16 protein-coding genes are annotated in these 13,718 nt (G+C 63.5%); 11 read left to right on the top strand and 5 right to left on the bottom strand.

Annotated features, from left to right (window positions below; translation table 11 throughout):
- Positions 1-90: 90 nt before the first annotated feature.
- On the bottom strand, positions 91-1,449 hold the full coding sequence (locus IF809_RS29615; RefSeq protein ID WP_462839333.1) for a histidine kinase: 1,359 nt from the start codon (positions 1,447-1,449) through the stop codon (positions 91-93).
- 198 nt (positions 1,450-1,647) lie between these two features.
- On the opposite strand from IF809_RS29615, the gene IF809_RS29610 reads away from it, so the two are divergent.
- Both IF809_RS29610 and fghA read left to right on the top strand, forming a co-directional pair.
- A complete protein-coding gene (locus tag IF809_RS29610; protein ID WP_128964890.1) occupies positions 1,648-2,268 on the top strand; it encodes a response regulator in 621 nt (206 codons plus the stop codon).
- A 68-nt stretch (positions 2,269-2,336) separates the two neighbouring features.
- Positions 2,337-3,182, top strand: coding sequence for an S-formylglutathione hydrolase (gene fghA, locus IF809_RS29605; protein WP_462839332.1), 846 nt, complete (start codon positions 2,337-2,339; stop codon positions 3,180-3,182).
- Positions 3,183-3,339: 157 nt separating this feature from the next.
- Here the strand turns inward: fghA and IF809_RS29600 are convergent, their stop codons facing one another.
- Entirely contained in the window at positions 3,340-3,909 is a 570-nt protein-coding gene (locus tag IF809_RS29600; RefSeq protein WP_462839331.1) for a DUF3280 domain-containing protein, read from the bottom strand.
- Positions 3,910-3,969: 60 nt separating this feature from the next.
- On the opposite strand from IF809_RS29600, the gene IF809_RS29595 reads away from it, so the two are divergent.
- From IF809_RS29595 to IF809_RS29570, 6 genes are all read left to right on the top strand, one after another.
- On the top strand, positions 3,970-5,151 hold the full coding sequence (locus IF809_RS29595; RefSeq protein WP_462839330.1) for an ABC transporter substrate-binding protein: 1,182 nt from the start codon (positions 3,970-3,972) through the stop codon (positions 5,149-5,151).
- Positions 5,136-6,119 carry a YVTN family beta-propeller repeat protein gene (locus IF809_RS29590; protein ID WP_462839329.1) on the top strand — a complete coding sequence of 328 codons (984 nt, stop codon included), beginning with the start codon at positions 5,136-5,138 and terminating at the stop codon, positions 6,117-6,119. Before IF809_RS29595 ends, IF809_RS29590 begins: the two co-directional genes overlap by 16 nt.
- A complete protein-coding gene (locus IF809_RS29585) occupies positions 6,116-6,922 on the top strand; it encodes an ABC transporter ATP-binding protein (protein ID WP_453996247.1) in 807 nt (268 codons plus the stop codon). Before IF809_RS29590 ends, IF809_RS29585 begins: the two co-directional genes overlap by 4 nt.
- Positions 6,919-7,767, top strand: a complete 849-nt coding sequence (locus IF809_RS29580; protein ID WP_462839328.1) for an ABC transporter permease — start codon at positions 6,919-6,921, stop codon at positions 7,765-7,767. The genes IF809_RS29585 and IF809_RS29580 overlap by 4 nt, the downstream gene beginning before the upstream one ends.
- Positions 7,764-8,375, top strand: coding sequence for a hypothetical protein (locus IF809_RS29575; protein ID WP_462839327.1), 612 nt, complete (start codon positions 7,764-7,766; stop codon positions 8,373-8,375). Before IF809_RS29580 ends, IF809_RS29575 begins: the two co-directional genes overlap by 4 nt.
- A 135-nt stretch (positions 8,376-8,510) precedes the next feature.
- Entirely contained in the window at positions 8,511-8,813 is a 303-nt protein-coding gene (locus tag IF809_RS29570) for a copper-binding protein (RefSeq protein ID WP_462839326.1), read from the top strand.
- 69 nt (positions 8,814-8,882) lie between these two features.
- On the opposite strand, the gene IF809_RS29565 is transcribed toward IF809_RS29570, so the two are convergent.
- Positions 8,883-9,440, bottom strand: coding sequence for a PQQ-dependent catabolism-associated CXXCW motif protein (locus IF809_RS29565; protein ID WP_462839325.1), 558 nt, complete (start codon positions 9,438-9,440; stop codon positions 8,883-8,885).
- On the bottom strand, positions 9,437-10,315 hold the full coding sequence (locus IF809_RS29560; protein ID WP_462839324.1) for a substrate-binding domain-containing protein: 879 nt from the start codon (positions 10,313-10,315) through the stop codon (positions 9,437-9,439). Before IF809_RS29560 ends, IF809_RS29565 begins: the two co-directional genes overlap by 4 nt.
- A 127-nt stretch (positions 10,316-10,442) precedes the next feature.
- Here IF809_RS29560 and IF809_RS29555 point away from each other — a divergent pair, with 127 nt between their 5' ends.
- Positions 10,443-11,369: a quinoprotein relay system zinc metallohydrolase 2 gene (locus tag IF809_RS29555; RefSeq protein WP_462839323.1), complete on the top strand. Its 927-nt coding sequence runs from the start codon at positions 10,443-10,445 to the stop codon at positions 11,367-11,369.
- Between the two features lie 52 nt (positions 11,370-11,421).
- Positions 11,422-12,240, top strand: a complete 819-nt coding sequence (locus tag IF809_RS29550; RefSeq protein WP_462839322.1) for a quinoprotein dehydrogenase-associated SoxYZ-like carrier — start codon at positions 11,422-11,424, stop codon at positions 12,238-12,240.
- Positions 12,241-12,296: 56 nt separating this feature from the next.
- On the opposite strand, the gene IF809_RS29545 is transcribed toward IF809_RS29550, so the two are convergent.
- Positions 12,297-12,656: a hypothetical protein gene (locus IF809_RS29545; RefSeq protein WP_462839321.1), complete on the bottom strand. Its 360-nt coding sequence runs from the start codon at positions 12,654-12,656 to the stop codon at positions 12,297-12,299.
- 86 nt (positions 12,657-12,742) lie between these two features.
- On the opposite strand from IF809_RS29545, the gene IF809_RS29540 reads away from it, so the two are divergent.
- Positions 12,743-13,717 (top strand): ABC transporter substrate-binding protein, encoded by a 975-nt coding sequence (locus IF809_RS29540; protein WP_462839320.1) that lies wholly within the window; start codon positions 12,743-12,745, stop codon positions 13,715-13,717.
- The last annotated feature ends 1 nt before the right edge of the window (position 13,718 follow it).

Below are 13,718 nucleotides of genomic sequence, written 5' to 3'. Positions count from 1 at the left end.
TAGCCACAAAAGGTCGGGCAATATCCGCACCCGTTTTCCCGACCAAATCGGGAATTCTTCCCGATCGGAGATTTTCCTCATCGTGTAGGATCATGCCGCTGCGATCGGAACCAGCGCCTCGACGGTGACGCCGCCCTCGCCCGACACCAGATTGAGCGTGCCGCCCAGCGCGAGGATGCGCTCCCGCATGCCGACGAGACCGAAGCCGAGTTTCTGGCCCGGCTCCATGCCGTGGCCGTTGTCGCTGACCCGCACCCGGGCACAGCCTCGTCCGTCGCGACCGGGCTGCTCCGCCGGCTCGATCACCACGACGATCGCGGTGGCACCGGCATGGCGGAACGCATTGGTGAGCGCCTCCTGCACAACGCGGTAGATGGTGAGGTCGGCGGTCTCTCCCATGACGCCGAGCGCCGGCGAGATCGACGTTTCGATCGTCACGTCGGGATGCGATTCCCGCCACAGCCGCGACAGCGATTCCAGCGCCTTGCCAAGGCCAAGCTCGGCAAGGCCGACGGGCCTCAAGCGCTCCAGCACGCGACGGGTGAACTGCTGCAACGCATTGATCTGCTCCAGCAGGGCGCTGCCGTGCTTTCGCACGGCATCGACGCTTGGCGCCCGTCTGTCGGCCAGCTTCGCCAGCGCGCTGGCATGTGCACGCAGGGAGAACAGATATGGCCCGAACTCGTCATGCAGCTCGCGCGCGATCTCCTTGCGCTCGACGTCCTGCAGCGATACCGCGCGCTCGGCAAGCCGCCGCTTGTCCTCAACCGCCTCGCCGAGCGTTGCCGCGAGATGATTGAGTTTTGTGCAGATCGCGGCGAGCTCGGGTGCGCCGCCGGGCGTGACGCGGGCATTGTAGTCGCCGTCCTCGATCTCGGTCATGGTTCGCCCCAGTGACTCGAGCGGCGCGAGCGCCCGGCCGACGACATTCATCATGACCAGAAACAGCACCAAAGCGATTATGGATCCGACCTCGAGCTGCGTGAGAATCGCGTCCCAGATCTCGGCGATCTCGTCATTGGGATGCGAGGTGATGACGAGCGAGCCCGATGTGCCATGGACAGAGACCGGCACGCTGACGGCAGTCTGTTCGGGATGAACCAGGTTGACGAACCAGGCCGGCGGCCCGGGGGTGTCATCGTCGGTCTCGGGCCGCAGCGGCGTCAGCGGGTTCCCGCCGCTATCGCGGAGCCCAATGCTGACATGGCGAAGGCGATTGAGGTCACGCGCGATCTGGTTCAGCCGGGCATCGGGATCCGGCGCCTCGTTGAGATCGGCAACGATCATCTCGATGAACTCGCGCGCCAGCCGGATCACGCTCTGGTCCTCGGCCTGCACGCGGGGAGCGGCCTCCGCGACCTGGCGACCGATGTTGACGGCGAGCCCGAGCGCGAGCAGCAGCGCCAGCAGAAGGTTGATGCGCCCGCGCAAGGATAGATTTTGCCACATTGCTTTCGTCTGCCCTAGCCCTGGGATCGCGTGCACCTGTCCGATAGCGTTGACAGAGGCAAAGCGCCCGATATCTAATCGGAAGCGTACAGCAATCCCGGCCGGGTTGCATGACCGGACACACCTCCTCATCCGGTATCATGCGGCACGAAACAGGCAGTTCGAACACGGGGAAGGCGCTGTCACGGGGAAACGCCTATGCGCATTCTGATCGTCGACGATCATCCCATTGTCGCCTCCGGCTGCCGTGCCGTGCTGGCCGACGAAGGCGAAATCGAGATTTTGGAGGCCGCCGATGCCGAGGATGGCGAGAGCATCTTCATCGTCGAGCGCCCCGACCTCTGTGTCATCGACATCAACCTACCGACCGTCTCGGGATTCGAGCTCGCGCGCCGCATCCTCGAGCGCGCGCCGGAGGCCCGCATCATCATGTTCAGCATGAATGATGACCCCGCCTTCGCCGCGCGCGCGATCGAATGCGGCGCCAAGGGATATGTATCCAAGACCGGCGATCCCGACGATCTGGTCGAGGCAATCCGCACCGTCGGTGGCGGCGGCACTTATCTGCCGAGCGCGATTGCGCGCAGCATCGCTTTCGCCGGTCCCACGCTGGCCCAGAGCCCGCTGTCGAAACTGAACGCGCGCGAGATGGAGATCCTGCGACTGCTGAGCGCCGGAAAAAGCCTGTCCGAAATCGCCTGGCTGGTGCAATCGTCCTACAAGACGGTCGCCAACACCTCCTCGATCATGCGCCAGAAGCTCGGGGTGAAGACCTCGGTGGAGCTGGTGCGGCTGGCGATCGACAGCGGCGTGGCGTAAGAGCCCGCAAATTTCGGTCACACAAGCATTGCAAAGATGATGTGGTGAGATGCCACGGAGCAAACGGCATGACGATCCAGACTGTCTCGACCAATCAATCCTACGGCGGCGTGCAAGGCGTGTATCGCCATGCCAGCCAGGTCACCGGAACCGATATGGTATTCTCGGTCTATGTTCCCCCGCACGCTGAAGGCGCCAAACTGCCTGTGGTCTGGTACCTCTCCGGCCTGACCTGCACGCACGCCAACGTCACCGAGAAGGGCGAATTCCGCAGAGCCTGCGCCGAACTCGGCCTGATCTTCGTCGCGCCGGACACGAGCCCGCGCGGGCCCGATGTGCCTGGTGACGCCAACAATGCCTATGATTTCGGCCTGGGGGCCGGATTTTATGTCGATGCCACGCAAGAGCCGTTCGCACGGAACTACCGCATGTGGAGCTATGTCACCGACGAGTTGCCCAAGCTTGTGGCGAGACATTTTCCCGTCGATGCTAAGCGCCAATCGATCATGGGCCATTCGATGGGCGGCCACGGTGCGCTGACGGTGGCTCTGCGCAACCCGCACCGCTATCGCGCGGCCAGCGCCTTTGCCCCGATCGTGGCACCGTCACAGGTGCCGTGGGGCATCAAGGCGCTGAACGGCTATCTCGGGCCCAACAAGGATGCTTGGCGCAGCCACGACACCGTGGCGCTGATCGAGGACGGCGCGAAATATTCAGGCTTCCTGGTCGATGTGGGCGAGGCCGATAATTTCCTGAAGGAGCAGCTCAAGCCCGAATTGCTCCAGGCCGCCTGCAACAAGGCCAACATCCCGCTGACGCTGCGGCGTCAGCCGGGCTACGACCACAGCTATTATTTCATCTCGACGTTCATGAGCGATCATCTGCATTGGCATGCGGAGCGGCTGAAGGGGTGAGGTTCTTCTCCCCTAACTCTCCGCCACCGCAGTATCGTAGGGCGGGCACAGCGAAGCGTGCCCAACGATTTCTCTCGAATCATTGAACGATCGTGGACACGGCGCGAGTGCGCCTTTGCCCACCCTGCGATTCCGGACTCGCTGAGAGAATGCCCTGCTACGGCTTGCCGTAATTCGGCGCGAGCAGGCGGTTGCGGATCAGATAGCTCATCGTGCGCGACCAGGATTCGTCGGTGTTGCCACGCATGTCGGCGCTGGCCGCCGCGATCATGTTGCCGGTCTTCACGTCGCGCAGATAGATGTTGAGATTGATGATTAGGTTCGAGACCTTCTGCACCAGGCCAGTGATCTCGATTTCGGCGCCCAGCTGCGCGGCAAGCTTGAGATCGCAGCCGCCGCAGGCTTGCAGATTGCTGTGACGGGCGGCATCCCTGACGGGCGCGATGTCCAGCACCTGGAACTTGCCTGAATCGGCCAGTTCCTTGCGAAGCTGTTCGCTGATGCGATCAAGGCGCGCCTCCTCGGGCTTCGAGCCGTAGAATTCGCCGGGCAGGCTGGTGTCGATCAGCTCGAAATCGAATACGGCAAGCTTCGGCGGATCGGCGAATGCGGCCGATCCCGTCGACAGCAATGCGGCGAAACACAGCAGCGCTCGCACGATCGTGATGCCTGCGCTGGCGCGCGCGCGGACGAAATGCGGGGTTGCAAGCCTTGCCAAATCGGTCATGCTTCCAGCAGAAACAATTCTCCACCGGCGGTCAAGCCGGGGAGGATTTTTGGAGGAAACATGATCCGTTGGTTGGTCGGCCTGATTGGCCTCGCACTTGCGGCGACGCAGGCGCTGGCGGCTGACCCCATTGAAATCGGCGTCGGCTATCTCGGCGTCGCCGGCACCAAGTCGACGCTGTCGCTGGTCGAGCAGCCGGCCCAGAATGACGGCGTCGCCGGTGCCAACCTCGCCATCGAGGACAACAACACCACCGGAAAATTCCTGAACCAGCATTTCACGCTGGAGGAGCGCCGCATCAAGGATGGCGAGGACCCGGTCCAGGCCGCGACCGCGCTCGCCGAGAAGAACAGCTTCATCATCCTCGACCTGCCCGCTGACGCGCTGCTGAAGGTCTCCGATGCCCTGCGCGATCGCGGCACGCTGCTGTTCAATGCCGGCGCCATTGACGAGCGGCTGCGCGAGGCGGACTGCCGTGCCAATGTGATCCACTCCGCGCCGACACGGTCGATGCTGGCGGATGCGCTCGGCCAGTATCTGGTCTGGAAGAAATGGTCGCGCTGGCTGCTGGTGGTCGGCTCGCATGACCAGGACAAGCTCTACGCCGATGCGCTCCGCCGCGCCGCGTCGCGGTTCGGTGCCAAGATCGTGCAGGAGCGCACGTTCGAGGACACCGGCGGCGCGCGCCGCACCGATTCCGGCGTGACGTTGATCCAGCGCCAGATGCCGGTATTCACGCAGCAGGCCCCCGCCTACGATGTGCTGGTCGCCGCCGACGAGAGCGAGGTGTTCGCAGTCTATCTGCCCTACCGCACCTGGGATCCGCGCCCCGTCGCAGGCTCGGCCGGGCTCGTGGCGCGCAGCTGGGACGCCGCACAGGACCAGTGGGGCGCGACGCAGATGCAGAACCGCTTCATGAAGCTGAACTCACGCCGCATGACCGCGCTGGACATGCAGGCCTGGACGGCGGTGCGGATGATCGGCGAAGCGACCTCGCGCACCAATTCCGGCGACGTCAAGAAGGTCACGGATTTCATCAAGGGACCGGATTTCTCTGTCGCCGCCTTCAAGGGCACCCGGCTCACCTTACGCGACTGGAATCTCCAGCTGCGCCAGCCGATACTCCTTGTCGACGGCCGCATGGTGGTGTCCGTATCGCCGCAGGAAGGATTTCTGCACCAGGTCTCCGAGCTCGACACGCTCGGCTACGATCGCCCGGAGAGCAAATGCAAGCTGAAATGAGGGTTGGGATGTTGCGTGCGGGATTGCTGGCCGCACTGATGCTGACGGCGGCACCAGCGCATGCCTTCATCGCCTATGTCTCGAACGAGAAGAGCAATACGGTCTCGGTAATCGATACCGACAGCTGGACCGTGACCAAGACCATCAAGGTCGGCCAGCGCCCGCGCGGGATCGAATTCACCCGCGATGGCAAGTTCGTCATGGTCGCCGTCGGCGATGACGACACCATCCAGATGATCGACGCCAAGACGCAAGGCATCGTGGACACCCTGCCCTCCGGGCCCGACCCCGAATTGTTCACCCAGGACGCTACCGGCAAGACGCTCTACGTCGCCAACGAGAACGACAACACGGTGACCGTGATCGATCTGGAAAAGCGCGCCCGTCTCGGCGACATCCAGGTCGGCGTCGAGCCCGAGGGTATGACCATTAGCCCCGACGGCAAGACCCTGATCAACACGTCGGAAACGACCAACATGGCGCACTTCATCGACACTGGCTCGCGCCAGATCGTCGCCAACGTGCTGGTCGACGCACGGCCGCGCTTTGCCTGTTACAAGCATGACGCATCCGAATTGTGGGTGTCATCGGAGATCGGCGGTACAGTCTCGATTGTCGATCCCAACAAGCATGCGGTGATCGGCAAGGTCAATTTCGAGATTCCGGGCTTGCGCAAAGAGGCAATCCAGCCGGTTGGCATCGGCATGACCAAGGACGACAAGACCGCCTTCATCGCACTCGGCCCCGCCAACCGCATTGCCGTGGTCGATACCGCCACGCGCAAGGTGACGAAATATCTCCTGGTCGGCCAGCGCGTCTGGCACATGGCGTTCACGCCGGATGAAAAATATCTGCTCACCACCAACGGCGTCTCCAACGATGTTTCCGTGATCGACGTCGCCGCGCAGAAAGTCATCAAGACGATTCAAGTGGGCGAATTGCCCTGGGGCATCACGATCGCACCATGACCAGCCCCGCCACCATCGCCGAATCGCAGGACAGACCGAGGCTGGAAGCCGCCCCGGTGCCGGCACTGTCGATCGACGGCGTCAGCCATTCCTACGGCCCGCGCCGCGCGCTGATGGACGTGTCCTTCAACGTGCAGCCCGCAAGCTTCACCGCTCTGCTCGGCCTCAACGGCGCCGGCAAGAGCACCCTGTTCTCGCTGATCACGCGATTGTTCGGCATCCAGTCCGGCCGCGTCGGCATTTTCGGCCACGACATCAGCCGGTCGCCCGGCGAGGCATTGCGGCTGCTTGGCGTCGTATTCCAGCCGCGAACGCTCGATCTCGATTTGTCACTGACGCAGAACCTGCTCTATCACGCAGCCCTCCATGGCATCGCCAGGCGCGAGGCGGCCGCCCGCAGCGCCGAGTTGCTGGCGCGCATTGGCCTCACCGAGCGCGCCGGCAGCAAGGTGCGCGATCTCTCCGGGGGCCAGATGCGGCGACTGGAGATTGCCCGCGCACTGCTGCATCGGCCGCGGCTGCTCTTGCTGGACGAGCCGACCGTCGGCCTCGACGTCAAGGCGCGGGCCGACATCATCAGCCATGTCCGGCAGCTCGTCACCGAGCAGGGCATCGGCGTGCTCTGGGCGACGCATCTGTTCGACGAAATCATGCCCAGTGACGACCTGGTGGTGCTGCACCAGGGCAAGGTGCTGGCGCAGGGCTCGATGAGCCGCGTCATCGCCGAGGCCGGCGCGCAGGACGTCAACACCGCCTTCATGCGCCTGACCGGCGCGCAAGTGATGCCGGGAGGCGGCGCATGAGCAGCATCACCACGCGCGACGTGCCGCGCGGCTTCTCGGCCTCCGAGTACATGACCTGCCTCACCGGTATCGTCTGGCGCGAGGGCCTGCGCTTCCTGCATCAGCGCGAGCGCTTCGTCTCGGCGCTGGTGCGGCCGTTGGTGTGGCTGTTCATCTTCGCCGCCGGCTTCCGCCAGGTGCTCGGCATCTCCATCATCCCGCCCTACGAGACCTACATTCTCTACGAGGTCTTCATCGCGCCGGGATTGATGGCGATGATCCAGCTCTTCAACGGCATGCAATCCTCGCTCTCGATGGTCTATGACCGCGAGATGGGCAACATGCGCACCTTGCTGGTGAGCCCGCTGCCGCGCGGCTTCCTCCTGTTCTGCAAGCTGCTTGCGGGCACCTCCGTGTCGCTACTCCAGGTCTATGCGTTCCTGATCATCGCCTGGTTCTGGGACATCACCCCGCCCCCGGTCGGCTACCTCACCGTACTGCCCGCCCTGATCCTGTCCGGGCTGATGCTGGGCTCGCTGGGCATGCTGATCTCCTCCGGCATCAAGCAGCTCGAGAACTTTGCCGGCGTGATGAATTTCGTCATCTTCCCGATGTTCTTTGCCTCCTCGGCACTCTACCCGCTCTGGCGCGTGCAGGAGGGCAGTCCCTATCTGTACTATGTCTGCCAGGCCAATCCGTTCACCCATGCGGTCGAACTGATCCGCTTCGCGCTGTATGGGCAGATCAACTGGATCTCGCTGGCGGTGGTCGGAGCTTGCACAATCGTCTTCATGATCGCCGCGATCTATGCCTATGATCCGTCACGCGGGCTGGCACGGCGCGGGCCTGCGGGAGGCGAAGGATGATGGTTCGCACATTTGCCATGACGGCGCTTGCGTTCGTGGTCGCAGGCTCGGCCGCACGCGCAGCGGATCCACGCTATCCCAATTGGCCCTGCGCGCAGGCCAAGGTTCCGGATATCTCGCTGGCCGCCGTTTGGGCTGGTCCCCCGCTCGATGACGCCGAGAACAAGTGGAAGGACGACAGCAAGGTCGGCGCACTGGTCTCCAAGCTCGCGGCGCGCAAGACGCCGTTGGACGAGGCCGAGAAGTCGGTGAAGGAATTCCTCGCGGCCTCGGCCGACAAGACCACCAACGCCAAGCTGCTGTTTGCCGGCCTGTTCGACACCCTGAACGCCCAACGCGCCCAGGTCATGAGTGGGTTAGAGCGCGTCAGCCGCAAGCAACGTGACGCTGCCGACAGGATCCGCGAGGAGACGATTGAGCTCCAGGCGCTTCAGGACGCAACGCCGCGCGATGACGCCAAGGTCGACACCATGAGCAACCAGCTGATCTGGGACACCCGCATCTTCGAGGACCGCCGCAAGGTGGTGCGCTTCGTCTGCGAAGTGCCGACCACGATCGACCAGCGCCTGTTCGCGCTCGGTCGCGTCATCCAGCAGGAAATGGAATAGCGTCAGCCTTGCTGACGACTTTCATAAAAGTTCCCGCGATATCAACGCGATCCTTAATGTTACCGCGCTATCTGCCGGAACCAAATCGATCTAGGATGGCTTGTCGATGAGAATCTCCAACGCCGGGAGGCCTCGATGGGAACAGCAAAATTCATCCTCGCGGGCGCTGCAGCCATCACTATGCTCGCATCCAGCGCCTTTGCTGACGACATGACCGGAATGGTCACCAGCATTAACAGGCTCAACAACACCATCTCGATCCAGCAGATCCAGAAAGGCACGGTGGGCAGCGGCACCGGTGGAGCAACCGGCGCGCTCCAGCAGTACAAAGCCAAGGATGCCGCGATGCTGGATGCCGTGCATGCCGGCGACAGGGTGACGTACTCCGCGACGGACGCTGACGGCTCGAGCACGCTGACGAAGTTGCAGAAGCAGTAAGATTCAGGTCGGCGCAGTCCGACTGATGACGATGCTGCATCCGCTCGCAATGACGTGGAGATAGTTTGCCTACTGCTCGGGCCGCGGCTCCGGCTGCGCCTCGTCCGTGGGCAACTTCGCGCGTTCCCAGCCGTCGGTCCCATCAGGGTACCAGGCGATATTGGAATAGCCATAAGTCAACGCGCGCTTGGCGGCGTTCCAGGACATCCAGCAATCGGCGAGGCAATAGATCACGAGCAGCGCGGCCTTGTCGCCGTGCGAGGCGCGCGCAAGGCCGCGCTTGAGATAATCGTCCATCGCCGGCGGCAACGCGCCATAGCCGGTGTCCGGCAGCCAGATGCTGCCCGGAATATTTCTCCGCGGCACATCGCGCCAGACCGTTCCGGCCGGCAGGTTCTTCGGCTTCGGCGCGCGCGGCAATACGTCTATGAAGGCGCCGCTCTTCGCGCGCCAGATCGTCTCGGCCTCCACCGTCGTGAGCACGCGCGCGCCTTCCAGCGTCGCCGGCACGGGCGCGCGGTAATTGTCGGTGCGATAGCCTTCCGGCTCGAACGGCTCCTGCTGCTGCGCCAATGCCGGCACCGCCAGGGCGGCGACGACGAGCGCAGCGGCAAGATGTCGCCTCATGGCGACGTCTTGGCCGTCTCCGCACCGAGCGGCCGGTTGTTTTCGTCGAGCAGGGGCACGCCGAAATCGAGCAGGATCTTGTTGATCTCGCCCTGGTTCTCCTGGATCAGCTTGTTGAGCTGCCGCTTCCAGTTCTGATCGGCGGCGCGTACGCCCATGCCGATGCGATAGACCAGCTTGGGACCCGTGGTTTCCTTCACCAGCGGCGTGACGTGCAGCGAGCCGGCCTTCTTGGCGTAGTAGCCCGCCATCGGCCCCCACAGCACCCCGGCGTCGATCTTGCCCGCGGTGAGATCGTCGATCATCGCCTGCGCCGAATTGTCGTAGCGCGTGTCGATCATCAGCGGATAGGGCTTTGCGTCGCGCATCAGCCCCGCGATGGCCATATTGGTCGCCGGCGGGGTGCCGGCGATGATGCCGACGTGCTTGCCCTTCAACCTGGGATCCTCGAGCGTATCGACATCTTCGAGCCCGCTGCCTGATTTCGCGACCAACGCGTAAGTGGTGCGGTAATAGGGGTTCGTACCCTGCACGATGTCGTCGCCTTGCGGAAATCCCATGATGACATCGCAGCGATGCGCACCCAGCGTCATTCGCACGAACCCCGTGGCCTGCGGAAAGAACACGTAGTCGAGCTTCTTCTGCAGCTTGTCCGCAAACAGTTCGGCAATCTTGTTCTCGATCCCCTCGCCCTTCTCGTTGGAGAACGGCATGTTGCGCGGGTCGGCGCAGACCCGAAGCACCTTCGGATCGACCAGCTCGAAGGAGAGGTCACCACCGTCAGTCGTCTGCGCGCGAGCCATGCTGCCGATTGCACAAGACGCCGCTACCACACAAAGTGAAAATAACCAGCGACGATGTCGTCCGGCCTCCATCGCGCTTCCTCCTCGTTTCGTTCGAATGCTATCCATGCACGCCATGGACGCACCATGTCTCGCCAAACTTTGCGTTGGCTTTTCGTATTGCAGTGCAATGCAGTGAAACCTGAACTGAGGCGAAAAAGTGTCTCATCTCACGTCAAAGATCGCCGCCTTGACCCTGCTGGTCGCAGCGACGCTAGCACGCGCCGGGGCGACCGAATTGCCTGTGAGCGAAGTGGCACCCGGAATCTTCGTGCACTCCGGGACTATCGCCCTGATGACGCGGGAGAACGAGGGCGACATTGCCAATGTCGGCTTCATCGTCGGCGATGAGGCGGTGGCCGTGATCGATACCGGGGGCAGCCTTCGCGAAGGCGAGGAGCTGCTGGCCGCTGTGCGGTCCCGAACCAGCAAGCCGATCCGCTATGTCATCAATACCCACGGCCATCCCGACCATGTCTTCGGCAATGCGGCCTTTGTCGCAGACGGAACCAGCTTCGTCGGCCAAAGCAAGCTGCCGCAGGCGCTGGCGACACGCGGGCCGTATTATCTCGATAATTTCCGGCGCATCATGGGCGCCGAATTGATCGATCCCGTGAAGATCGTGCAGCCCACCGTGCTCGTGAAGGACACGATGACGCTCGATCTCGGATCGCGGCAGCTGACCTTGCGAGCCTGGCCGGCCGCGCACAGCGACAACGACCTGACGGTATTCGACGAGACCACGAAGACACTGTTCGCCGGCGACCTGGTCTTTCTCCGCCATATTCCGGTCATGGACGGCAGCATTCGCGGCTGGCTTGCCTTGCTGAAGGAGTTGGAGACCGTTCCGGCGGTCCGAGTCGTTCCGGGTCACGGGCCTGTGAGCGACTGGCCGGCCGCGCCGGCCGATGAGAAGCGTTATCTTTCGACGCTGCTGTCGGACGTCCGCGCCTCGAACAAGAATGGCGAGCCGATCAGAACCGCGGCCGAAAAGGCCGCGGCGTCCGAGCGACCTCATTGGGAACTGTTCGACGACTACAACGCGCGCAACGCAACCGCAGCATTTTCTGAAATTGAATGGGAGTAGCGGGCGCGCTACCTTAGTCAGATTACCGCGTCGTCCGCACAGGACCTTGACCATGACAGGATGCACACGCCGCCTGCCCCTGATCGCCGCACTGCTCGGCATCGCCTTTGCGCTGCCTGCCAGCGCCGAAGAGGCCTACGATCCCTGGCCGGGTCTGGTGCAGGACATCTTCAACAACCGTGCGATGAACGACGGCAGCGGCGTCATCGCCATCGAGATGCCCTATCGCGCCGAGGACGCGGCGATCGTGCCGGTGAGCCTGCGCAGCAAGCTGTCGCCGGCAGATAGCCGCCGCATTCGATCGATCACGCTGGTGATCGATCGGAATCCGGCGCCGATGGCGGCGAAATTCGAGCTTGGCGCGGATGCCAACGTCACCGAGATTTCCACGCGCGTGCGCGTCAACAATTACACCGACGTCCATGCGGTCGCCGAACTCAGCGACGGCCAGCTCTACGTCTCCAAGACCTATGTGAAGGCCTCTGGCGGCTGCTCGGCACCGGCCGGCAAGAATGCCGAGGAGGCCAACAATCGCCTCGGCCAGATGCGCTACCGGCAATTCGCGCGCGAGGACGCGCCGGCAAGCCGCATCCGCGAGGCGCAGATCATGATCGGGCATCCCAACAATTCCGGCCTGCAGATGGACCAGGTCACGCAGCTCTATATCCCCGCCTTCTTCATCAACCAGCTGAAGCTGACGCAGGACGACAGCCCCGTGCTGTCGATGGAAGGCGGCATCTCGATCTCGGAAGACCCCAATCTGCGCTTCACCTATGTCTCCAACGGCGCCAAGCGCTTCCGCGCGGAAGCCAAGGACACGGAGGGACACGTATTCCGCCATGAGTGGGATGTGGAGAAGTCGGGGACGTGAATGCCTCTTGCCGTCATTCCGGGGCGCAGAGCGCGAACCCGGAATGACCAGCCAGATCAGAAACACCTCACCTCGGCTTCGGCTTGCGCCCGGCGCAAATCGTTCACGGCCGCATTCGCCTGCTCCGACGTCCTGAACTGGGTGCCGAGATTGCCGCGGACCTGGGACATACTGAGTGCGGTCTCGGCAGTGACATATCTTTCATAGGGCACGATCGAGGCGACCACGTCAATCGAGCAGGAGCATTGTTCGATCGCCTGCCGTGTCTCGCCATTGGCTTTCATGCAGCCATAGACATATTCGGCGCGCGCCGACGTCGGATAGTCGTTGGCCTCCTCGGCCCGCGCCACGGTGACCGCCGCCGCGAGCACGATCAAAGCGGCGACAATCGGTCGTACCTGTCCCGCAAAACTCATGAGCATCCTCCCGCTGGTTGCGATGGAAGCTATGCTATGCGTATTGTCCTGAAAAGCACTCTGTCAGAGGAAATGGCTCACAAGTGATGAGAGTTTTGGCACGGACATTGGCGCTCGCGATGGTGCTGGCGTGCGGCACGGCGGCCCATGCTGCGGACACCATCCGCCTGGCCGTGCAGAAGACCGGAACATTCTCCTGGGAACTGGCGACGATCCGCGAGGCCGGGCTCGACAAGGAAGCCAACCTGGCGCTCGAGGTCACGGAGCTTGCGAGTCCCGAGGCCGGCAAGATCGCGCTCCGCGCCGGCAATGCCGACATCATGCTGTCGGACTGGCTCTGGGTGTCGCGCGAGCGCGCGCTCGGTGCCAAGCTGACCTTCTATCCCTATTCCAGCGCCCTCGGCGCCGTGATGGTGCCGGCCGCCTCGCCGATCAAGACGCTGGCTGATCTGAAGGGCCGCAAGCTTGCCGTCGGCGGCGGCCCGATCGACAAGAGCTGGCTGCTGCTGCAGGCGCGGATGAAGCAGGACGGCATCGACCTGAAGTCGGATGCCACCATCGTCTATGGCGCCCCGCCCCTGATCGCGGCCAAGGCACTCGACGGCGAGATGGATGCGAGCCTCAATTTCTGGAATTTCTGTGCCCAGCTCGAGGCCAAGGGTTTTAGGCGCCTCGTCGGCATCGAGGAGATTTTGCCCAAGCTCGGCGCCAAGGGCGCGGTGTCCGCGGTCGGCTATGTCTTCGACGAGAGCTGGGCCGCGAGCCATCGCGACGCCGTGGCACGTTTCATCGCCATGACGCGCAAGGCCAAACAATTGCTGGTCACTTCGGATGCGGCCTGGGACAAGATCGCCGCGCTCACCGGCGCGACCGATCCCGCCATGCTCAAGACCTATCGCGACCGTTATCGCGATGGTATTCCGCGCCGGAGCATCAGTGACGAAGAGGCGGATGCGCGCGTGCTCTACCGCGTGCTCGCCGAGATCGGCGGTCGCGACTTGGTCGGTCCGGCGGCCGAGCTCGATCCCGGCACCTTCTATCACGCCCTCTCCGGAGATTGAG

Source organism: Bradyrhizobium sp. UFLA06-24, from assembly GCF_054967145.1.
Note: the sequence above shows the minus strand (reverse complement) of the source record. Positions and strands in the feature narration are given on the sequence as shown.

Bases quoted from the DNA above. Each gene is read 5' to 3' on its own strand.
- IF809_RS29615 (WP_462839333.1), bottom strand. From the start codon at position 1,449: ATGTGGCAAAATCTATCCTTGCGCGGGCGCATCAACCTTCTGCTGGCG.
- IF809_RS29610 (WP_128964890.1), top strand. From the start codon at position 1,648: ATGCGCATTCTGATCGTCGACGATCATCCCATTGTCGCCTCCGGCTGC.
- fghA (WP_462839332.1), top strand. From the start codon at position 2,337: ATGACGATCCAGACTGTCTCGACCAATCAATCCTACGGCGGCGTGCAA.
- IF809_RS29600 (WP_462839331.1), bottom strand. From the start codon at position 3,909: ATGACCGATTTGGCAAGGCTTGCAACCCCGCATTTCGTCCGCGCGCGC.
- IF809_RS29595 (WP_462839330.1), top strand. From the start codon at position 3,970: ATGATCCGTTGGTTGGTCGGCCTGATTGGCCTCGCACTTGCGGCGACG.
- IF809_RS29590 (WP_462839329.1), top strand. From the start codon at position 5,136: ATGCAAGCTGAAATGAGGGTTGGGATGTTGCGTGCGGGATTGCTGGCC.
- IF809_RS29585 (WP_453996247.1), top strand. From the start codon at position 6,116: ATGACCAGCCCCGCCACCATCGCCGAATCGCAGGACAGACCGAGGCTG.
- IF809_RS29580 (WP_462839328.1), top strand. From the start codon at position 6,919: ATGAGCAGCATCACCACGCGCGACGTGCCGCGCGGCTTCTCGGCCTCC.
- IF809_RS29575 (WP_462839327.1), top strand. From the start codon at position 7,764: ATGATGGTTCGCACATTTGCCATGACGGCGCTTGCGTTCGTGGTCGCA.
- IF809_RS29570 (WP_462839326.1), top strand. From the start codon at position 8,511: ATGGGAACAGCAAAATTCATCCTCGCGGGCGCTGCAGCCATCACTATG.
- IF809_RS29565 (WP_462839325.1), bottom strand. From the start codon at position 9,440: ATGAGGCGACATCTTGCCGCTGCGCTCGTCGTCGCCGCCCTGGCGGTG.
- IF809_RS29560 (WP_462839324.1), bottom strand. From the start codon at position 10,315: ATGGAGGCCGGACGACATCGTCGCTGGTTATTTTCACTTTGTGTGGTA.
- IF809_RS29550 (WP_462839322.1), top strand. From the start codon at position 11,422: ATGACAGGATGCACACGCCGCCTGCCCCTGATCGCCGCACTGCTCGGC.
- IF809_RS29545 (WP_462839321.1), bottom strand. From the start codon at position 12,656: ATGAGTTTTGCGGGACAGGTACGACCGATTGTCGCCGCTTTGATCGTG.
- IF809_RS29540 (WP_462839320.1), top strand. From the start codon at position 12,743: ATGAGAGTTTTGGCACGGACATTGGCGCTCGCGATGGTGCTGGCGTGC.